General features: G+C 69.7%; 18 protein-coding genes. 12 read left to right on the forward strand and 6 right to left on the reverse strand.

Features of this window, described 5'->3' with window-relative positions; translation table 11 throughout:
* Window positions 1–60 precede the first annotated feature (60 nt).
* The 5 genes from IPH07_36170 to IPH07_36190 all read left to right on the forward strand — a co-directional run bounded on the left by IPH07_36170 (window position 61) and on the right by IPH07_36190 (window position 3,605).
* The gene (locus tag IPH07_36170; GenBank protein MBK6922880.1) at window positions 61–525 is read left to right on the forward strand and encodes a DUF4262 domain-containing protein; all 465 of its coding nucleotides are present in this window, start codon (window positions 61–63) and stop codon (window positions 523–525) included.
* Window positions 526–1,055: 530 nt separating this feature from the next.
* Complete coding sequence (locus IPH07_36175; protein MBK6922881.1) at window positions 1,056–1,292, forward strand: BrnT family toxin; 237 nt, start codon at window positions 1,056–1,058, stop codon at window positions 1,290–1,292.
* Window positions 1,289–1,579, forward strand: a complete 291-nt coding sequence (locus IPH07_36180; protein MBK6922882.1) for a helix-turn-helix domain-containing protein — start codon at window positions 1,289–1,291, stop codon at window positions 1,577–1,579. Before IPH07_36175 ends, IPH07_36180 begins: the two co-directional genes overlap by 4 nt.
* Window positions 1,580–1,691: 112 nt before the next feature.
* Window positions 1,692–2,537, forward strand: coding sequence for a hypothetical protein (locus IPH07_36185; GenBank protein ID MBK6922883.1), 846 nt, complete (start codon window positions 1,692–1,694; stop codon window positions 2,535–2,537).
* Window positions 2,538–3,035: 498 nt separating this feature from the next.
* Complete coding sequence (locus tag IPH07_36190; GenBank protein ID MBK6922884.1) at window positions 3,036–3,605, forward strand: hypothetical protein; 570 nt, start codon at window positions 3,036–3,038, stop codon at window positions 3,603–3,605.
* A gap of 82 nt (window positions 3,606–3,687) precedes the next feature.
* Here IPH07_36190 and IPH07_36195 read toward each other — a convergent pair whose 3' ends face one another.
* On the reverse strand, window positions 3,688–5,130 hold the full coding sequence (locus IPH07_36195; GenBank protein ID MBK6922885.1) for a hypothetical protein: 1,443 nt from the start codon (window positions 5,128–5,130) through the stop codon (window positions 3,688–3,690).
* Window positions 5,131–5,279: 149 nt separating this feature from the next.
* Here IPH07_36195 and IPH07_36200 point away from each other — a divergent pair, with 149 nt between their 5' ends.
* The 4 genes from IPH07_36200 (at window position 5,280) to IPH07_36215 (ending at window position 9,117) form a co-directional block, all read left to right on the forward strand.
* Window positions 5,280–5,981 carry an AraC family transcriptional regulator gene (locus IPH07_36200; GenBank protein ID MBK6922886.1) on the forward strand — a complete coding sequence of 234 codons (702 nt, stop codon included), beginning with the start codon at window positions 5,280–5,282 and terminating at the stop codon, window positions 5,979–5,981.
* A 40-nt stretch (window positions 5,982–6,021) separates the two neighbouring features.
* Window positions 6,022–6,432, forward strand: a complete 411-nt coding sequence (locus IPH07_36205; GenBank protein ID MBK6922887.1) for a VOC family protein — start codon at window positions 6,022–6,024, stop codon at window positions 6,430–6,432.
* A gap of 209 nt (window positions 6,433–6,641) precedes the next feature.
* Window positions 6,642–7,958, forward strand: coding sequence for a cytochrome P450 (locus IPH07_36210; GenBank protein MBK6922888.1), 1,317 nt, complete (start codon window positions 6,642–6,644; stop codon window positions 7,956–7,958).
* A 13-nt stretch (window positions 7,959–7,971) separates the two neighbouring features.
* Window positions 7,972–9,117: a sterol desaturase family protein gene (locus IPH07_36215; GenBank protein MBK6922889.1), complete on the forward strand. Its 1,146-nt coding sequence runs from the start codon at window positions 7,972–7,974 to the stop codon at window positions 9,115–9,117.
* 302 nt (window positions 9,118–9,419) lie between these two features.
* Here IPH07_36215 and IPH07_36220 read toward each other — a convergent pair whose 3' ends face one another.
* Complete coding sequence (locus tag IPH07_36220; protein MBK6922890.1) at window positions 9,420–10,940, reverse strand: hypothetical protein; 1,521 nt, start codon at window positions 10,938–10,940, stop codon at window positions 9,420–9,422.
* Between the two features lie 182 nt (window positions 10,941–11,122).
* Here IPH07_36220 and pgm point away from each other — a divergent pair, with 182 nt between their 5' ends.
* The 3 genes from pgm to IPH07_36235 all read left to right on the forward strand — a co-directional run bounded on the left by pgm (window position 11,123) and on the right by IPH07_36235 (window position 17,226).
* On the forward strand, window positions 11,123–12,790 hold the full coding sequence (pgm, locus tag IPH07_36225) for a phosphoglucomutase (alpha-D-glucose-1,6-bisphosphate-dependent) (GenBank protein ID MBK6922891.1): 1,668 nt from the start codon (window positions 11,123–11,125) through the stop codon (window positions 12,788–12,790).
* A gap of 141 nt (window positions 12,791–12,931) precedes the next feature.
* Window positions 12,932–14,389 (forward strand): OmpA family protein, encoded by a 1,458-nt coding sequence (locus IPH07_36230; protein MBK6922892.1) that lies wholly within the window; start codon window positions 12,932–12,934, stop codon window positions 14,387–14,389.
* A gap of 74 nt (window positions 14,390–14,463) precedes the next feature.
* Complete coding sequence (locus IPH07_36235; GenBank protein ID MBK6922893.1) at window positions 14,464–17,226, forward strand: serine/threonine protein kinase; 2,763 nt, start codon at window positions 14,464–14,466, stop codon at window positions 17,224–17,226.
* Window positions 17,227–17,295: 69 nt separating this feature from the next.
* Here the strand turns inward: IPH07_36235 and IPH07_36240 are convergent, their stop codons facing one another.
* The 4 genes from IPH07_36240 to IPH07_36255 are packed head-to-tail and all read right to left on the reverse strand — an operon-like array spanning window position 17,296 to window position 20,946.
* Complete coding sequence (locus IPH07_36240; protein MBK6922894.1) at window positions 17,296–17,916, reverse strand: TetR/AcrR family transcriptional regulator; 621 nt, start codon at window positions 17,914–17,916, stop codon at window positions 17,296–17,298.
* Window positions 17,916–19,043, reverse strand: a complete 1,128-nt coding sequence (locus IPH07_36245) for an ABC transporter permease (GenBank protein ID MBK6922895.1) — start codon at window positions 19,041–19,043, stop codon at window positions 17,916–17,918. Before IPH07_36245 ends, IPH07_36240 begins: the two co-directional genes overlap by 1 nt.
* Complete coding sequence (locus IPH07_36250; protein ID MBK6922896.1) at window positions 19,040–19,972, reverse strand: ABC transporter ATP-binding protein; 933 nt, start codon at window positions 19,970–19,972, stop codon at window positions 19,040–19,042. Before IPH07_36250 ends, IPH07_36245 begins: the two co-directional genes overlap by 4 nt.
* Window positions 19,969–20,946, reverse strand: coding sequence for an HlyD family efflux transporter periplasmic adaptor subunit (locus tag IPH07_36255; protein MBK6922897.1), 978 nt, complete (start codon window positions 20,944–20,946; stop codon window positions 19,969–19,971). The genes IPH07_36250 and IPH07_36255 overlap by 4 nt, the downstream gene beginning before the upstream one ends.
* Window positions 20,947–20,982 lie beyond the last annotated feature (36 nt).

Below are 20,982 nucleotides of genomic sequence, written 5' to 3' on the forward strand. Positions count from 1 at the left end.
AGCGCTACGCTCTCGAACTCGCCACTGAACGCCTAATCCGTTAGCCGGACAGACCACTTCATGGATGCCGCGGAGAAGAAGGCGCTCGAGGATATTGAACGCTTCGGTTGTCACGTGATCCACGTGCTACCGGAGGGCGACTTGCCGGGGTTCTCGTACTCGGTCGGCGTCCAGAAATCCGTGGGAGCGCCGGAAGTGATCGTCCTGGGGCTGGGCCGCGAGATAGCCCACTCCATCGTCAACGAGTACAACACCCGGGTCAGGGGAGGTGAGCGCTTCTTGCCGGGTCGGTTCTACGACGGATTTCTCGAGGGCTTTGAGGTGACCTTCGAGCGCGTCCATCGTGGGCACTACCGCGAGCACTTGGGCTGGGACCTGTGGTTGCACAAAGGGGACGCGTTCGATGCACTTCAGCTGGTCTACCCGACGACATCGGGAGTCTGGCCATGGGATCCGGTTGAGCCGAACTTGTTCCGCGCCAGGCAACCACTCCTAACCGCGAGCGGCGGTCGAGAGGCCGGCTAACAAGCCGATGCCGCTGACGGCTCACTCGAGATACGCTCGAGCGGGCCGCAGCTGAACGCCTATTCGTTGGGCAGCAGCGCGGAGGATCGTGGACGGCATGGACAGAGCAGGCGGCGTCGAAGCCCCGACACGAGCCGCGGCGCGCCGACGGGGCGGCGCTGCGGCGGTCGTCCTCCGAGTGCCTCCGAGCACGGTGCGTGCCATTCACGTCCCGCCCGCGGGGGCGACGACCTGCCGGGTGCTCGCTTGGGTCGAGGCCGGTCCCGGGGCTGCTGGAACGGATCTCGCGCGCGTCCGACTCGTGGCCCAAGAGCTAGCCGCGACGCCCGCCCGCTGACCGCCGCCGAACCGCGCCGATCGCCTGTCCTCCGGTCGGCGCCGGCCCGCGCTGTTGCCCTCTCCACGCTCCATCCGCCCGCCGTCCTGATTTCCTATCCGCCACTGACTTAGTCACTTAGTCAGCCAACGGCGTAGACTCGAGGCTCACCTGGGATGACGCCAAGAACCTCGCCAACCAGAAGAAGCACGGGATCTCGTTCGAGGAGGCCGCCAGGCTGTTCACGTCAGGCGTCGACGACCTCGAGATCTTCGACGACGGCCACTCCGACGAGGAGGAGCGGTTCATCGCGATCGGCCCGATCAAGCGCGGGGTTGTGCTCGTCATCTCCACGGATGTCGGCGATGACTTCCTCCGCATCATCAGCGCGCGCTTGGCGACCAAACGCGAGCGCGCGGCGTACGAGTCCTTCGCCAAGGAGACGCGATGACCGAGATCCCAGAACTAACCGACGAACAGCTCGCCCGCGCCATGCCGGCACGGGTGCGGCGGCGCCTGATCGCTGGAAAGTTCGAGACCGGAGAGGACATCGCCGCTCTGCGGCGCTTCGTCGGGCTGACGCAGACGCGGTTCGCTGCTGCCGTCGGCATCAGCGTGCACACGCTCCGCAATTGGGAACAGGGGCGCCGGCAGCCGGAGGGTCCTGCGATTGCACTCCTACGCATCGCCGCGCGGAACCCACGAATCATCCGCGAGAATCTCAACTCTGCGGCGTAGACCCGATGTCTGCTGCCCAACCTGCCGTTGCAACGCACGAGTTCCCGCGGCTTCGCCACCGGAACTCGCAGGTGAACGGTTATTCGTTAGACGGACCGGAGAAAATTCGTCCATGCACATGGTGCAGCAACCGTATCGCGACTTGTACCACAAGCTCCTCAGCTACGACGGGGGAGCGCTCTTCTCCGACGTCGTCGCGCCGTGGCTCGCGTCGGTGAAGGCTGAGAAGACCTGGCCAAGAGACGTCGCACGGCGGGCGTCGCCGGGGAACGAGCTCGCTCAGGAGGACAGTTGGCGGCTGTACGCCCTGTCGCGAATTATCGACCTGCTCTCGATCGGAGCGACCCGCCCTGAAAGCGGAAGTTGGCGGATCGCACCGTTGACGCGCGGGCAGTTCACGGAGGCGATGGAAGAGTTGGGCCTCGCGGCAGTCAGCGCGCCTTCATTTCACCCCTTCTTCCACGAGATAGATACGGTCGACGAGGCGCAGGATTCGAACGCACCAGCCGAGATCCGCGAAGAAGTCCTGCCCGGATATCGCATCGGGAAGCTCCTCGCCTGTCGCGCACGCTGTCGGATCGTCGTCGGCCGCGAGCAGATGAAGAAGGAGGTTGCAGACGCTAGTGTGCTGTACTGGGCGTTTGCGCGAAACAACCGACCCACTGCAGATCTCAGCGTCGGCTGGGGGAGCAACTCGCAGTGGCGCACCTCGTTCAGGCTCGATTACGAGGTCGACGGAACGTACTACTTCAACCATGGCGGGGAGCGAGCGCCGACCAACGGCGACGAGACGCTTGAGACGGACGAAATCCTCGAGCTGCTGCGGCACAGGTGCTTCGTCCGCTGCGCCAAGGACGGATCCGACTTGTGGCCGTACGCCTGGTGTGCGATCGAGCGGCCCAACAAGCCGTTGCAGCTGACGCCTCACTCGAGCTACGCTCGAGCAGGCCGCAGCTGAACGCCTACTCCGCTGGGCAGCAATGCGACGACGGCGGTTGGTCGGGGAGGGACGCGGGTGGGGGACCTTCGGTGATGCCGGCTAACCGCGCGCTCCGGCGGACGGCGCTTGCGCGCCGTCGCTGAGCGCGTGATCGTTGTACGGACGCCCGTGACCATTGAGCGCCGACGAAGCTGACGGCCGAGTGCGAGGCCTGCGAGCGCCCGCGAACTCGTCACGACATGGCAGCTTGACGCGGCCGCAGCTCAGCGCGAGGGTCGTCGTGGAGACGGTCGGACGCTCGGGACCGCCAAGGGTATGCCGAACGGGACCGCACTCATGTACGCAGTCGTCGCGGTCTTCGGTACCGCACTCGGGGGTCTGCTCGTTGCGGGCCTGATGCGGTCCCGGCTCGTCCCGGTCCTGCGAGCGCGGAAGGCTCGGAGGTTCGACTCGAGGGTTCGGGGTGCGCTTCGATCGCAGACCCCTGACGCCCTCGCCAAGGTGTTTCGCGCTGCGTTGGAGGACGCAGTCGATCCTATTCTTCATGCTCGGCATTGGACGGTGTTTGGCCGACTCTCGCGCAGATTCAGGGACGAAGCCGACCGGGTCGAACGCGGACTTCCGGAAGCGCGAGCTGCAGGCGAGGCGCTTGCTTCGGCACTCTACGGCGTCTTCCACCATGCCGAGAAGATGCTCGAGTCCGGACCCGCAGCACCAGGGCACCAGACTCTGGTCCGGCTCGAGCTCGACTTTCTCCTGCACCTCCTGCGGGACGGCGACGCAGCGGGAGCGGCGACGTGCGCTCATCAGGGGATATCCGCGACCAAGTCACCGACGCTCGCGCTGTGGACGCCAGTATGGCAGGCACACCTTCTGGCAGCGGAGGTCGCTGAAGGTCGACACACCTTCGACGAGATTGATGAGTGGATGCGCCGCGCCGACGACGCCATCTCCATCCTGCTCTTGTCGTGGTCCGCAAGTGCGCACGCGGCCGAGACTGGCGACGAAGAGCGCGGGCTCGCCTATCTCGCGACGTACAGAGGAGTCGGTCCCCATTGCCCTCCACCTCGCGTGCGGCCGCTGTGATGACGTTCCGCCACGCGGCTCCGAATGTTGCCGGCCGATCGCGTGGGCACAACTGGCAACCCTGGCCAGCCCTGGCCAGCCCTCACGGGCGCTCGATGTACTTCCAGATCCCGCTGCCGTAGGTCCCCGAGACGATCACGTACGCGAGCAGCGACGGATCGTAGGACACCGCCATGCCGAAGGGCGCACCGCCCTCGTGCATCTCGGCCGGGGTTTCGCAGTAGGCGACGTCCCAGGCCTCGGCGCCGATCGGTGCGTCGATCGGCGCGCGTGCGAGATCGGGATACGAGAGATAGCTGGTGTAGAGATAGCGCTCGGTCGCGGCGATGTTCGTCATGTTCGAGCCCTCGAACTGGTGCTCGCCGGCCCAGGAGCCCATCGTGAAGTGCTCCCAGGTCGCTCCGTCGTCGAGGCTGCGGGCGCCGTTGTTGTTGCCGGTGGCGAAGATCGTGCCGTCGGCGGTGATGACATTCTGGTGGCTGCCGTGGGCGTGCTCGAGGTCGTCGACCTTGGTCCACGCGGCGGTGCTGATCTCGCCATCGACGCGGCCGGCGGTGGTGGTGCGCCAGATGCCGTTGGTGCCGCCGTTGTCCTGGGCGATGACGGCCCAGGTGGTCGCGCTGATCGGGATCACGTAGTGCGACGTGCCGATGCCGGCCGGTGGCATGTGCACCACCCAGCTCGCGCCGCCATCGGTGGTCTCGCCGAAGCCACCGTCGGGTAGATCTTTGAGTCCGTAGTGGTAGGTCGCGAGCACGTGATGGGGTGGATCATCGGGCAGGATCTGGACGTGATAGAGGTCGGTGAGCGCGGGCCCGAAGGGATTCTGGTTCGCGAAGGCGGTGTCGGCTGCGGTCGAGCGCTCCCACGTGACGCCGCCATCGGTCGACTTCCACGCACCGACCGCGCCGTAGCCCGAGGGTGACCACATCGTCGGCGGTGTGTCGGGATCGCGATTCGGATTGGGGTCGATCGACGCGCCCCACGGGTTGCCGGTGATCTCCGCGGTGGTGTTGCGATTCTCCCAGGTGTCGCCGAAGTCGGTCGATCGGTAGACCTTGATCGTCGGTCCACCGTTGCTGCCGACGAACGCATAGAAGTCGCTCGGTCGCGCCGGATCCACCAGCACGGTCTGCACGGTGTCGGGCGCGGTGAAGCCGGGCAGCTCGCGGGCGATCCACGCGTCGTAGGGGCAGTTGCCGGCCTCGACGCATGGGTCGAGCGGCGGCGGATCGCCGGTCGAACCGCCGCTGTCGCTCGCGGACGCGTGGCCCGTCGAGTCGCCGTCGTCGAGGGTCGTCGTGCCAGCGGTGCCGTCGCTCGCGGGGCTCGTGTTCGCCGTCGTCACGCCGTCGTCGGCCGATGATGCGGAGGTGCCGTCGTCGTCGGCCGACGCCGCGTCGCCAGCGGTGCCCGACTCGGCGCCCCCGCAGGCCGCGAGCGCAACCAGCGACGCGAGCGCGGTGACCCGCGCGAGCGCGGGACCGCGGAGGGGGTCGATGCGACGGGTACGGCCTGACGTCATGCGAATGTGGATGCAGACCGCCGGGCCGATCTTTGAGGCAATCGACCGCGTCGGGTGTTCACCGAGCGCTACGGCGGATCGCCCGTCATCCGCGTCGCGCGCGAGCACAGTGCCTCGTGTTTCGCTCGCGGTGGGGGATACTGACCGCCGTGACCGACGCGGCGCCGGAGTTCCACGAGCGGGTGGGCCGCCACCCGGCGGTGGCGGCTGCGTGGCAGTTCGATGCGACCACCGCGAGATCGTCGATCGTCGCGGCCGATGGCTGCTTCGACTTCATCGTGGTGCACGACGACACGCGCGGGCGCTGCTCGGGCTACGTCTACACGCCCGTCACGGCCGCGCACGTGGTCGCGTCGGCGGCCCGGACGCGATTGGTCGGCGTCCGCCTGCAGCCGGGCTACGGTGCAGCGCTGCGCGAGTGCGGGCCCGAGCTCGTGCGACGCGTCGCCGCCGATGGGCCGAGCTCGGTCGACGCGCTCGAGGCCTTGGTGGTCGACACGCTCGATGCGGTCACGCCACCCGAGCTCGTCCACGACTTCGTCGCGCTCGCACGGGCATCACGGGGCGAGCATCGTCTGACCGCTTGCGGCACCGGGAGCGCCGCGCGCGAGCTGCAGCGCGCCTGCCAGCGGTGGCTCGGCTTGCCGCCGAAGGTGTTCCTGCGGATCGAGCGGGTGTGGGCCGCGCGTCGCAAGATCCGCGAGGGCCATCCGCTCGCGGCGGTCGCAGCCGAGCTCGGCTACGCCGATCAGGCCCACCTGTCGCGCGAGGTGAAGCAGCTGCTCGGCGTCACCCCACGCGCGCTGCGGCCTGTCGGAATTCTTCAAGCTCGAAGCGTCGGGCGCGAGTAGCTTGGCCGCACCGCTGCGGGCGGTGGAGGCTGATCCAGACATGGCGAAGACCAAGAGCAGCGCGCCGAAGCTCGGCTACGTGATCGTGTATGTGCCCGATGTCGGGGCGACGCTCGAGTTCTACGAGCGCGCCTTCGGCGTCGAGCGCCGATTCCTGCACGAGTCCGGCCAGTACGGCGAGCTCGCGACCGGTAGCACCGCGCTCGCGTTCGCCGATGAGGACCTCACGACGACCGGTCACGTGTTCGAGCGCAATCGACCCGCAGCCAAGGCCGCAGGGGCGGAAGTCGCGTTCGTCGTGGACGATGTCGCGGCCGCGTTCGCCCGCGCGGTCGCGGCCGGGGCCAGCGCAATGGCCCAGCCGAGCGAGAAGCCGTGGGGCCAGACCCTCGCGTACGTCCGCGATCTCAACGGCTTCCTCGTCGAGCTGTGCACCGAAGTGACCGCATGACGGTGGCGACGCGGCCGCGTCGATTTCGTTGAACCGAAGGCGGCGCTGGCGACACGGCCGGTAGCGAAGGGAGCGCGCCGCTTCGATCGGCCGCCTCGTCGCCCATGCCCTGCGCCCACGTCGTCCCCCGCGAAGCCTCCGCGCCCGTCCCTGCTCGCGCGTGTCCGCACCTGCTGCCTGCGCTGCCGCGGGCCACCACTGCGCCCCACGTGCGCGGTCTGCCACTGCTCGGCTCGGCGCTGCAGATCCTCCGCGATCCCTACGGCTGGTGGCCGCGCCAGCACCGTCGCTTGGGGCCGGTGTTCCGACTCACGCTGCCGATCGCCGGTCGCACGTGGATCGCGATCGCCGGCCGCGATGCCAACGAGCTGCTCGCCCGCGACGGCGCGCGCGTGTTTTCGCAGGTGATGACCTACCCGCGCGCGCCGCAGGTGCTCGGCACCACCGCGCACCCGAGCTTCACCGAGGGGCCGCTGCAGCTGCACCTGCGCCGACAGGTCGCGCCCGGCTTCACACGCCAGGCGCTCGCGCCCCACCTCGAGGCCATCGCTCAGCACCTGCACGCGCACGTCGAGCGCTGGCGGCCGGGACAACGCCTCGACGTCACCGCCGAGACCTCGCAGATGGGTCTCGATGCAATCTCGCTGTTCGCGAGCGGCCAGCCGCTGGGCTTCGATGCCGCGATCGTGCGCCGCTACGCGACCGTGTTCACTGGCGTGATTGCGATGAGCTGGCCGATGGCGCTGCTGCGCTGGCCCGCGGTGCGCCGCGCGAGCACGGCGCTCGACACGATGATCGAGCGTCGCCTCGCCGAGCACCGCGATCGCGAACCCGGCGCGCACCCGCCCGACTACTTCGACCACTTGCTGCGGGGCTCGCTACCCGACGGTGAGGCGCTTCCCGAGCGCGTGCGCGTGGTGTTCGGGCAGATGCCGTTCAAGAACATGGGCGTCTACGCCGGCCGTGTGATCAACCACCTGCTCTATCAGATCGTGCATCGCCCCGAGGTGCTCGCGCGGGTGCAGCCCGAGATCGATCGCACCTTCGACGGCAGCCCCATCACACTCGAGGCGCTCGACGCGATGGCGGCCCTGCGCGCCACGCTGGCCGAGACCCTGCGGATCCTACCCGTCGCGGTCGCGCTGCAGCGAACCGTGTGCGAGCCGTTCGCGTTCGGCGGCCACCGCTTCGAGCCCGGCGATCGCGTGTTCACGCCGCTGTCGGCGACTCACTTCCTCGAGCAGCACTTCCCCGAGCCGCAGCGCTTCGACATCGATCGTTTCATCGATCGACCGAGCCCAGCGCCGTACACGTACAACCCCTTCGGCGTCGGCCACCACGCGTGCGTCGCGAAGTCGGTGTTCGAGCCCCTGGCGCTGATGGTGGTGGGCACCGCGCTGCGCCGCTGGCAGCTCGCGGCGCCGTATCGCCTGCGCACCATCGTCGATGCGCTGCCGGGACCGTGGCCCTGGCATCGCATGCACGTCGTGGCCTCGCGTGAACCTCGAGCCAGCCTCAGCGCCTGACGGACCTCGACCCATGCTCGTACGAATCCTCGGAATCCAAGACGACCCCACGGCGATCTTCCTCGCGCTGGTGTGCGGGGGATTGTTCACCTACTTCGCGTGTTCGGGCCTGGCGTACCTGGTGTTCTTCCGCTGGGGCGCGGCGCGATTCCATCCGAACGAGGTCGGCGACCCCGCGCAGGATCGTCGCGCGCGTCGCTGGGGCACCGCGTCGATCGTCGGCAACGCCGCGCTCGCGGTACCCTTCCACTGGCTGCTCTCCCACGGTGCAGGGCAGCTGTACTGGGACGTCGACGAGCACGGCTGGGGGTGGCTGTTCGCCAGCATCGCGCTCTATCTCGTCGTCACCGAGACGCTGGTCTACTGGGTGCATCGCGCCCTCCACGGCGACCTGCTGTATCGCACGCTGCACCGTCATCATCACGGCTTCCGCGTGAGTAACCCGTGGGTGAGCACCGCGTTTCATCCGCTGGATTCGTTTGCACAGGCGCTGCCTCATCACCTGTGCGCCTTCTTGTTCCCGCTGCACGCGCTGGTCTACCTCACGATGCTCGCGTTCGTGACGATGTGGGCAGTGTCGATCCACGATCGCATCTCGTGGGCGCGCTGCAAGCTCATCAACTACACCGGACATCACACGCTGCATCATTGGTACTACCACTGCAACTTCGGCCAGTTCACCACCATCTGGGATCGCCTCGCGGGCACGTACCGCGACCCCGAGCGGTACGATGCGACGATTCCCGCGGGGGTGTTGGTGCGTGGCCAGGATTGTCGCGAGCGTCACGGCCGTACGGGCGCCAGCAATGCACCGCCGAACGACAGCAGCCGCCGCTCGGCGGTCTTGGCCACCGCCGCGTCCTCGAACTCGGCGATCAACGCCACGCGACCGTCGGCCAGCAGCGGATCGACCTCTGCGAGATCGCGACGGGGATCGGTCGTGCCGATGAGCATGCCGGCGAGGCCGCCGAACAGGCCACCGAATGCCACGCCGACGAGCGCGCCGATCCAAGGCGACACTCCGGACTCCCGGATGAACGCGAACGGCAACATCGTGAGCAGGCCGCCGAGCACGGCCATGCCCAGGCCGCCCCATAGCGCACCGTCCCGCGCGCGCGTCTGCGACACCGGCAGCTTGCCGTCGATCAGCCGCCGATAGTGAACCTCAATCGAGTCCGCGTTCTCGGCGTAGCCAGACGCGAGCAGAGACTGATAGGCATCGCGGGCAGCGCGAAGACCGTCGAACACGACGCAGATCGAGTGGCTCATGGGGACGATCTCCTGACCACACTGGATAGCAATCGCAGTGCCACCGTCGTCGCTCACGATTTGCGCGGGCGCGGTGGGCCCGAGCGCGCAGGTGCGCGCGTGGTCACGGTCGCGGTCGACTGGATCTCGGCGCTCGGGGCATGCGCGTCCGAGCTCCGGTCGCGACCCGCCGAGCGCGGACGCGGCCGCGCGTCACATCAATGCGACGACCGCGGCGACCGTCGCGAGCACACCCGTGGCACCGAGCACGATCATCACCATCGTCGGGCTCGGCAGCGCGCCGGCGAGCGCACGGCCGGCGATCTGCGAGCGGGCCGCCACCATGCTCGAGGCCGCGGGCGCGGCGTCGTCGTCGCTGGTGGGATCGAGCTTCGCCGACGCGGAGGCGGCGGGGCTGGGCACGGGGGCGTGCGAGGGATCGACGATCTCGGTCGAGTCGGGCGCGGTCGAGTCGGGCTCGAGCGGGATCGCAGCCGCGGCCAAGGGCGGGTTCACGATGACGGAGCGTGGCGGCGCCGGCGGTGGGCCGCTGGTCACGGGCGTGCGCGGCCTCGCCGTGCGTGCGGTCGCTGCCGGGAGCTCGAGGTCGATCGCGGGGACCACCGGGGTCGCGCGATGCCGCGGCGGCTCCGGCTCGCGGACGCGCTTGCGGGGCGCCTTGAGCACCATCGAGTAGCTGGTGCCCTCGTCCTCGTGCAGGGGCTCGAGCGGCTGCGCGGCGTGCAGTGGCACGACCTGACCGGAGCACTCGTTGCGGACCGGCTCGGTGTCCTGCGGTTGGTCCACCAGCACGATGTGGCGTGCGTGCGCCAGGGTCCGCAGGGCCAGCAGCGCCCGGAACTCCCCGAACATGGCGGCCTCGACCAGCTCGCGCACGGTCGTGGCGCCGTCGCAGAGCTTGAACATGTCGAGGGCATCGCGCCACTCGGCGAGCGCCGCGGGGTCGGGATCCGAGAAGAAGTCCCACTCGCCGCCGCCACCGTTGCTCGCGGCCTCGCCGACGGGTTGCTGACCCGGCTCGGACAGCGGCACCGCCACACGATCGAGCGAGCCGAGCGCCGACAGCACCTTGGGTCGCTCGTCGATGCGGCGGGCGTTCTCCAGCAACACGTGGCCGAGCGTCGGACCCACGCCGGCGGGCAGCTGTGTGCCGACCCACTCGACGTCGCCGCGCACGAGCGTCAGGCGTGCGCCGGGCGTGCGGCACAGCTGCAGCTGATCGAGCACGCGCTCCTCCACGAAGGTGCGCGCGACCTTCATCCACATGGGCGCGTCGGCCCCGAACTCGTCGTCTCGGCCGAAGCGCTCGGGATGCCGACGATGGACCTCCGCGACGAACGGCTCGAGCTGATCGAGACGACCCACGCCACGTGCACCGGTGAGGCGTCCCTGCGTGACCTCGAAGGCGAATGCGTCGTCGACGGTCTCGACCACGAGTACGCCGCTGGGGTCCTGGGATGCCAGCGCTGCGAGCACGTCGACCGCGGGGTGATGCGCCGCCGACACGGCACACACCGCGGTCACACAGCTCGGGTCGGCGCCCAGGGTCGCGACGACGTGGTCACGCATCACCAAGGCGCGACGCTTGCGTCCGATCACCCGCGCGGGCCCTACGGCGAGCTGTTCGGCCAGCAGTTCCGAGGGCGTGACCGCACCGTCGACGTCGACGATCGGGGTCTGTCGCGGGGGGCGACGCAGCGAAGGAGGAGACATGGGAGGGCGAGACGATCCCTGGGTGCCTGTCCGATCTATGCGGTGGCGCGACGACGCGCGCCATGGGCCGCGGGCGAATCTCACGAACGATCGCATGGCCCAATCCGACACCGCCCCGGATCGTTTCGCGATCACGCATCCGAAGCGTGTGGCGCGCTCACGCGGGCTGGTATCGTGGGCCCATGGCCGAAGAGGTTCCAGGCATCCACCCCGGCGCCGGCAAGCAGGCGCCACGCTCGGCGTTGGTCGATGTGCCGCGCCTGGTGAGCACGTACTACACCGACGTGCCCGACCTCGACGACGCCGCGCAGCGCGTGGCATTCGGGACCTCGGGCCATCGAGGCAGCTCGCTCCACCAGGCCTTCAACGAGCCTCACATCTTGGCGATCGCGCAGGCGATCTGCGAGTGGCGGGCGCAGCACGGCATCGACGGCCCGGTGTTCGTCGGGCGCGACACCCACGGCCTCAGCGAGCCCGCGCACACCACCGTGCTCGAGGTGCTGGTCGCCAATGGCGTCGCGGTGCGCGTGGCCCAGGACGACGCACCCACACCCACGCCCGCAGTGTCGTTCGCGATCCTCGAGTACAACCGGGGCCGCAGCGGCGGGCTCGCCGACGGCATCGTGCTGACGCCCAGCCACAATCCCCCCGAGGACGGCGGCATCAAGTACAACCCGCCCCACGGCGGACCGGCCGACGGCGACGTCACCGCGCTGATCGAGCGCCGCGCCAACGAGCTGCTGCGCGAGGGCTGCAAGGGCGTGCAGCGGGTCGGCAAGGCCACGGCGCGGGCCTCGGCGCTCGTGACCGCCCACGACTACGTCGGCCCCTACGTCGAGGCGCTCGCCGAGATCGTCGATCTTTCGGCCATCGCGGGCGCAGGTCTACGCATCGGCGTCGACCCGCTGGGCGGCTCGGGCATCGGCTTCTGGGCACCGATCGCCGATCGCTACCGGCTCGACATCGAGGTCGTGAACCCGGTCGTCGACGCCAGCTTCTTCTTCATGCCGCTCGATCGCGACGGTCGCATCCGCATGGACTGCTCGTCGCCGTGGGCGATGGCGAACCTCATCGCGCTGCAGGACCGCTTCGACATCGCGTTCGGCAACGACACCGACTACGACCGCCACGGCATCGTGGCGCCCTCGTGCGGCCTGCTGAACCCCAACCACTACCTCGCGGTCGCGATCGACTATCTGTTTCGCACCCGCGAGCAGTGGCCCGCGACCGCCGCGGTCGGCAAGACGCTGGTCAGCAGCAGCATGATCGATCGCGTCGCCGCCTCGCTGGGTCGACGGCTGTGCGAGGTGCCGGTCGGCTTCAAGTGGTTCGTCGATGGCCTGCGCGACGGGAGCTTCGGCTTCGGTGGCGAAGAGAGTGCGGGCGCCACGTTCCTGCGCCGCGACGGGCGCGTGTGGACCACCGACAAGGACGGCATCATCCTCGACCTGCTCGCGGCCGAGATCACCGCCAAGACCGGGCGCGATCCCGGGCTGGCGTACCGCGAGCTGGTCGCCCGTTTCGGTGAGCCGGTGTACGAGCGCATCGATGCCCCGGCGAACGCGCGTCGCAAGGCCGTGCTCAAGCAGCTCTCGCCGCAGCAGATCACCGCGCGCGAGCTCGCGGGTGATGCCATCACCGCCACGCTCACGACCGCACCGGGCAACGGGGCCAGCATCGGTGGTCTCAAGGTCGTCACCGAGCAGGGCTGGTTCGCCGCGCGACCGTCCGGCACCGAGGATGTCTACAAGATCTACGCGGAGAGCTTCCGCGGGACGGAGCATCTGAAGCGCATCCAGGGCGAGGCGCAGGCGATCGTGAACGCTGCTTTTGCCACCGCGGGTGTGTGAGGCCATAGTCCGCGGTGTGGCGATGCGCCGCGGTGGTGCGCCGGTGGTCGGCGCCGAAGACCCGTGTTCGGGCGCGCAGGGCCTGACGATTGCACTCCCAAGCCGGCGCGCGAGCAGGCATGCTTCGCGACGGTGACTTCCATGAGCCTTCGCCTTTCGTCGAGCCTGGTTGCGTTGAGCCTCTCCTTGCCCTTGACCGCCTCGGCGGCGCCGGCTGCCGAGGGCAGCGCGTCGGTCGGCACCGACGGGGTCGCCACGACCAGCGAGGTCGCGCCGCCCGACACCGGCAAGCGCAAGCCCAAGAACAAGCGCAAGGACGTGCCTTGGATCAAGCGCTGGGCGCCCGAGCGCAACATGGCCGAGCTCGGCATCTACGGCGGCATCTTCGTGCCGTCGCGATCGCTCGAGCTGTTCCAGGCCGACCTCGACCTGCCCAACCAAGGCTTCAAGCAGTTCAAGCGCATTGCGCCGGACGTCGGCGCACGCATCGGCTACTACCCGATCCGTTTCTTCGGGCTCGAGCTCGAGGGCGGCGCGATGCCGACCCGCACCACCGCCGATCAGGCCGCGACGCTGTGGGCCGTGCGCGGCCACCTCGTGGCCCAGCTGGGCCTGTCGAGCATCACCCCGTTCCTGCTCATCGGGCCGACGGCGCTCGGTGTCAGCAGTGCCCGGCTGGCGGTCGGCAAGGAGGTCGACGCAGGCATCCACTTCGGCGGCGGCTTCAAGGTGTTCCTCTCGCGTCACGCGATGATCCGACTCGACGTCCGCGACACCGTGACCGCCAAGCGTGGGGTGAAGGACGGCGTGACCAGCAACCTCGAGGTGCTGCTCGGCCTCTCGCTGACGCTCGGTCGCAAGGACAAGCCCAAGCCGCCGCCAAAGGACACCGACGGTGACGGCTTCTACGACAACGTCGACAAGTGCGTGACCGAGCCCGGCGTGGCGCCGGATGGCTGCCCGATCCGCGACAAGGACGGCGATGGCTTCCTCGACAACGTCGACAAGTGCATCGACGAGCCCGGCGTGGCGCCGGACGGCTGCCCGATCCGCGACAAGGATGGCGACGGCTTCCTCGACGACGTCGACCAGTGCATCGACGAGCCGGGCGTGGCGCCGGACGGCTGCCCGATCCGCGACACCGACGGCGACGGGATCCTCGACGACGTCGATCAGTGCAAGGAAGAGCCGGAGACCAAGAACGGCTACGAGGACGGCGACGGCTGTCCGGACGAGGTGCCCAAGGAGGTCGAGAAGTTCACCGGTGTCATCGAGGGCATCTTCTTCGACGTCGACAAGGACACCATCCGCGCCAAGTCGAAGCCCAAGCTCGACGAGGCGGTCGGCGTGCTCAAGAAGTTCGAGAGCGTGCGGGTCGAGATCTCCGGCCACACCGACAGCAGCGGCAAGCGCGAGCACAACGTCGACCTGTCGCAGCGACGCGCCGAGGCGGTGAAGAAGTACCTCGTCGACGCGGGCATCGACGCCGGTCGCATCACGACCCGTGGCGCCGGGCCCGACGAGCCGCGGGCCGACAACAAGACCAAGGCCGGCAAGGCGCAGAACCGCCGCATCGAGTTCAAGCTCGTCACGCAGTGAGCCGGTGATCGGCCGCCGCCGGCCGGACTTGCACCACCGGCTCGGTCGGTGGTGCACTCGCATCGGCACCTGGCGTGGACGACGACACCGTCAGCAAGCAGGGCGGCGGCTCGACCGATCCCGTCGCGCGAATGTTCGCCGACGAGGATCTCGGCGGTGCCTCCGAGGTACGCGCTGCGGCGCGTCTGCGCCAGGCGCTGCTCGGCACCATCGACCCTTCGTCGAAGCTGGCGCGCTACCGGCTGATCGATGTGCTCGGCCGTGGCGCGATGGGCGAGGTGTGGATCGCCGAAGATCCCGAGCTCGCGCGGCGGGTCGCGATCAAGCTGGTGCGCCCGGGGATGGGTGGGGACGCGCGCTACGGCGAGCGACTCGCCCGTGAGGCGCGCGCACTGGCGGCGCTCTCGCACCCCAACGTGGTGCAGGTGTTCGACGCCGGCGTGCACGACGACGAGCGCACGCGGACGCGCTCGGTCTTCATCGTGATGGAGCTCGTCGATGGTGAGACGCTGGCGCAGTGGTTGTCACGCCGGCCCGAGGTGCCCGACATCGTCGCGGTGTTCGTGCAGGCGGCTGCGGGCCTCGCGGCCGCACACGCGGTCGGCCTCGTCCATCGGGACTTCAAGCCCGCCAACGTGTTCATCGGTCGCGACGGACGCGCGCGCGTCGGCGACTTCGGGCTGGCACGCGAGGCAACCACGCGCGCGCCCGAGCAGGTCGACGTCCGCGAGGCCCTCGAGCTGATCGCGACCGACGCCGCCCCGCTGACGCGCTCGGGGGCCGTGGTCGGCACGCCGCTCTACATGGCGCCCGAGCAGCACCGCGGTGACGCCACCGACGCCCGCAGCGATCAGTACGCGTTCTGCGTTGCGCTGTACGAGGCGCTGTTTCGGGTGCGGCCCTTCGCGGGCAACCTCGTCGACGTGGTGGCGGCGAAGACTGCCCAACAGCTGGTCGACAACCCGCGCGCAGCCGTGTCCGACGCGCTCACCGCGGTCGTGATGCGCGGACTCTCGCCCGATCCGGGCGCGCGCTGGCCGACGATGGACCAACTCGCGCACGCGTTGGTTCGCGCGCTGCGGCCACGCTGGCGTCGACCCGTGCTCGTCGGTGGCGTCGTGCTCGGCCTCGCTGCCGCTTACGCCGGCGCGTCCGCGACCGGCGAGTCATGCCCGGGCCTGCAGCGCGCTGCGGTGTCGTGGAGCCCGGCGGTGCGCAGTGAGCTGGAGCGCGTGCTGGTCGAGACCGACGGCATCGTCCGCCACGATCTGTTGCTGCACGCCATCGACGTGCAGGCCGAGCGGCTGCACCGGGCGCAGGGCCAGCTGTGCCAGCTCGCAACGCCCGATCCCGGCGTCGTGGCGTGTGTCGCGGGCGCGCAAGCGGAGTTCGAGGCGCTGCTCGAGGTGTTCTCGCACGGCACGCCCTCGCTGATGGTGCGGGCGACGTTGCAGGTGTCGGAGCTGCCCGATCCGCTCGACTGCGCCACCGCGGCGGAGCCCGGGCGCGTGCAGCCGGAGCAGGCGGCGGCGCTGACCGATGCTCGCGAGGCGCTCGCGCGGGCGCGCGTCCGCATGGGCGCGGGCCTCGACGCGGAGGCTGCGATGCTCGCCACCGATGCGATCGCGCGGGCCGAAGCGGTGGGCATCGGCTACGACAGCACCCTCGGCGAGCTACGGCTGCTCGCTGCGATGGCGCAGGACGAGCTCGGCATGGGTGCGCTCGTGGCCGCGACGCTCGAGCGTGCGTACTTCGATGCCGTCGCCGCCGACGACACCAGCGTGGCCCTGCGAGCGGCTGCACGCATCACCATCAACGCCGCCGAGGCCAACGATGTCGTCGGAGCCCAGCGATGGTTGCGGCACACCGAGGCCGAGCACGCCAAGGCCGGCGCCACCGCCTACGACGAAGGCACCTACTGGCAGTCGCTCGGCGTGGTGCGCGGCTACGCGGGCGATCTCGCGGCCGCCAGCGACGCCTTCCGGCGCACGGCGGCGGTCTGTGACGACGGCGCGTGTCCGTCGCTGCACGCGGCTGCGGTCGACAACCTCGCCGAGTCCGCGCTCGCGCTCGGGGATGCCGACGCTGCCGTCGCGCTGCGCGAGAAGGTCGTGGCCGAGGTCGCCGAGCGCAACGGCGACGACGCGGTGCTCACCTCGTTCGCTCGACTCTCGCTGGCCGAGGCGCTGTGGCTCGCGGGGCGCAGCGACGAGGCCCGCGCGGCGATCGATCGCGCCCGCGCCGTCATCGAGCGCTACGAGGGACCGAACCATCCCTCGCTCGCCAACGCGGCGCTCGTCACCGCCGGTATCGCGATCGACGCTGGCGACTACGCCGTCGCGGTGGTGGCCGCGCGCGATGCGGTCGCACGTATCGAAGCCATCACCAGCCCGGACAGCCCCCGACGCGCGGCATACCACGGCACGCTCGCATCGGCGCTCGAGGGCGCAGGCGATCACGCCGAGGCGCTGCGGATCTACGACGGCGCGATGGTGGGTGCCGATCAAGCCAGCGTGATCGAGCGCGGGCCGCTGCTGGTCGGTCGCGCCCGCGCCCGGCTCTCGGCTGGCGACCCGACGGGCGCAATCGCGGACGCCCGCAGCCTCCGCGCGCTCGAGCTCGGCACGCCCTACGAGGTCGCCGATCAGGTCGTCGCGACCTTCGTGACCGAGGCGCGCGCGAGGTTGCAGCAGGACGGCAAAGCGGCGGCGCTGGAGCTGATCGACGAGGGTTTGGCGTGGGCCGACGGCGGCGCCCACGACGAGGCCGCCGCGACGCTGCGGTCGTTGCGGGCCGAGCTCGTCGGTGAGCCGCGCCCGGACGGCGACCCGCGGTGACACCGGTGTGTCGACACCCGCGCGCGTTCTGCCCCGATGCCCAGGCCACGCCCTGACGCGCGCACGGCATCAGGGCTCGGTGCGCGGCGTCGCGCCGCGCATCACGACCTCGAAGATCGCCTCCGCGAGCTGCTCGGGCTGTGGCAAGAGACCCGCGACCATGGGTAGCTCCGAGGACAAGCGCCGCAGCACCACCTGGGGCATCACCGCGGTCGCAACCAGTGTCGCGATCAGGGCTGGCATCGGGTGGCCGGTATCGAACTCACCCTCGCGGTAGCCGTTCGACATCGCCGCCAGCAGCAGCGGCAGGTGACCGCTCTGGAAGCGCGCGAAGATCTGCTTCAGCCGGGTCGACGAGATCAGCGCCTCGCGCATCACGATTCGGATCACGTCGAACTCGACCGGGGTGATCGCGGCGAGCCGGCGGTAGAGCAGCCGGAAGCGCTCGATGGTCGGCACCTCCTCGCGCAGCGCTGCCTCGAGGTGCTCCAGCACCTTGCCGTAGGCGTCCTCGACCACCGCGAGGAAGAGGTCGTCCTTGGTGGGGAAGTAGTAGTAGATCATCCCGACGTTGGTGCCGGCGTCCTGCGCGATGCTGCGCAACGAGGCCCCGTCGACGCCATCGCTCAGGAAGCGCGCGCGCGCAGCCTCGACGATGCGCGCATCGATGTCGCTCTTGGGTCGCGCCATCAGGTCACCAGCTTCTTCTTGAAGCGTGCCGCGGCGATCGCCACGACCACCACGAGGATCACGCCGAGCCACATCAGCTCCTCGGCGACATCGGGGAAGCCCGCGCCCTGCAGCGTGATGCGCCGGACGATACGCATGAAGTGGGTCAACGGTAGCGCCGACGACAGCCACTGCGCAGGGCGGGGCATGCCCTCGAACGGGAACATGAAGCCCGACAGCAGTATGTTGGGTAGCAGGAAGAAGAAGGACATCTGCATCGCCTGCTGCTGGGTCTTGGCCACGGTCGAGAAGACCAGCCCGACCGCCAGCGAGGCCGCGATGAAGACCATCGAGCACGCATACAGCAGGCCCAGCGAGCCCTGGAGTGGCACGCGGAACACGGCGTTGCCCACCATCAGCACCAGCGTCATCTGCACGTAGCCGATGATGATGTACGGAATGATCTTGCCGACGATGATCTCGATCGGCCGCGCCGGCGAGACGATCAACGCCTCGAGCGTGCCGCGCTCACGCTCGCGGGCGATCGCCATCGCGGTCAGCATCACCATCGTCATCGTGAGGATGACCCCGATCAGGCCCGGTACCACGTGCACGGCGGTGCGTTGCTCGGGGTTGTACCAGACGGTCGCCTCGACCCGCAGGCCGGCGCCCACGCCACCCACGCCGGCCTGACGCATGCGCGTCTGCAGCATCTCGGTCGAGCGCTCGGCGAGGATGCTCGCGGCCGTGGAGGTTGCGCTGCCCACGGTCTGCGGATCGGAGCCGTCGACCACCAGCTGCACGGTCGCACCGCGCCCCAGCGTCGCGCCCGAGCCATAGCCGGGTGGCACCACCAAGGCGACCTTCGCCCGGCCACTGCGCAGCGCACGGGCGATCTCGTCGTAGCCATCGACCTCGGCCACATGCTCGTAGTAGCCGGTCGCGATCATGCGCTGCGCGAGGTCTCGCGACGCCGCGGTGTGGTCTTGATCGAACACCACCGTGGGGATGTGGCGCACGTCGTTGTTGATCGCGTAGCCGAACAACAACATCTGCACCAGTGGCAGCATCACCATCATCGCGAGCGTCATGCGATCGCGCTTGAGCTGCAGCAACTCCTTGCGTCCGATGGCCAGCAGGCGGTTCATGTCCGATCCTCCCGCACCATCGAGACGAACGCGTCCTCGACCGTGGCGCGACCCGGCGTCAACGCCTTGATCTCGACCGCGGCCGCGGCCAGCACGCGCCGTACTGCCGCCTCCGGATCGACACCGCGGGTGGCGACCCGGAGCACGCGACCGAAGTGGCCGCACTCTTCGATCTCGCCGTCGTGCTCGAGCGCGAGGGTGGCGGCCACCGGATCCGCGGCCTCGAGCTCGACCACCCTCAGCCCGCGGCGCGCGACGATCTCGTCGGGCGAGCCGATGTCGAGCACGGTACCGCGGAAGATGAAGGCCAAGCGGTGGCAGCGCTCGGCCTCGTCCATGTAGTGCGTGGTCACGACGATCGTGGTGCCTTCGTGGGCGATGGCGTGGATGCGCTCCCAGAACGCGCGCCGGCTCACCGGATCGACGCCGGCGGTGGGCTCGTCGAGGAACAACAGCGGTGGCTCGTGGATCGTCGAGCACGCGAGCGCCAAGCGCTGCTTCCAGCCGCCCGATAGCGTGCCGGCGAGCTGCTTGCGACGGTCGCCGAGCCCGGTGAGCTCGACCACCGTGTCGACCCGCGCACGCCGACGCCGACGCCCGACGCCGTAGATCGCGGCGTAGAACTCGAGGTTCTCCACCACCGAGAGGTCTTCGTAGAGGCTGAAGCGTTGGGTCATGTAGCCGATGCTGGCCTTCACCGCCTCGGGCTCGCGGGCGACGTCGTGGCCGACCACGCGCGCGCTGCCGGAGCTCGGGTCGAGCAGACCGCACAGCATGCGGATGGTGGTCGACTTGCCGGCGCCATTGGGTCCGAGCACGCCGAAGACCTCGCCACGCTCGATGCGCAGCGACACGTCCCGCACGGCGACCAGCGCTCCGAAGTGCCGCGCGAGCGACTCGGCGAGCACCACCGGCTCAGGCGAGTTCACGAGGCGCCTCCGAGCGTGACGAACGCGGGCAGGCCGGCCTGGAGGTTGCCCTCGGGTGCGTCGACGCGGACGCGCACGCGGATCACGAGGTTGGGTCGCTCGGTCTCGCTGAAGAGGAACTTCGGCGTGAACTCGGTGGTGCGCGCGATGTGCTCGACGTGGCCCACCAACGGATCGGGGTTGGCGTCGGTGCGGACCTCGAGCACGGTGCCGAGCTCGAGCTCACCGACCCGCGCCTGCGGCACGAACACGTCGACGTAGGGATGGTGCACGTCGCCGAGCGTGACGATCGCGAGGCCGACCTGCGCGAACTCGTCGGGCTCGACGTGGACATCGAGCACCGTGCCGGAACCGTCGGTGTGCAGCACGTGGCGTGCGATGCGTTCCTCGGCGAGACGCACGGCGGTGTCGGCCGCGTCGGCGCGGGCGGTGGCGGCGTCGATCTCCTGGCTGCGCGCGCCGTGCTTCGCCCGCGACAGGCGTGCCTCGAGGTCGCGGCGATTGGCGGTCGCCGTCGCGATCGCGCTCTCGGCCGCGTCGAGGTCTGCGGCGGTGCCGATGCCGCCCTTGCTGAGCTGACGTTGGCGACCCACGTTCTGCTTCGCCAAGGTCTCGGCCGACTTCGCCGCGCTGAGCTCGGCCTGCAGCGACCGCACGTCCTCTGGGCGCGAGCCGGCCTGGATCAGCTCGAGCTCGGCTCGCACCGCGCGGGCCTCGGCGGCGCGGGCATCTCGACCGAGTCGTTCGAGGGTGTCGTCGAGCCGCGCGAGCTCGGCACCGGCCGGCAGCTCGTCGCCCTCGTCGACCGCGATGCGCAGCAATCGACCGGGGATCTCGAAGGCGAGCACGCGCTCGTCGAACTCGACGATGCCTTGGAACGGCTCGACGCCGACCTCCCGAGCCTGGCAGCCCGCGAGCATCACCAGCCCGCCGAGCCCCGCGAGGGCCACGATCGCCGCTGCATTCTTTATCATTCGTCTGATAATGCTACGATCCAGTCCGGTTTCAAC

It is taken from the genome of Deltaproteobacteria bacterium (assembly GCA_016709225.1).
Lineage (GTDB): Bacteria > Myxococcota_A > Polyangia > Nannocystales > Nannocystaceae > Xiheibacterium > Xiheibacterium phototrophicum.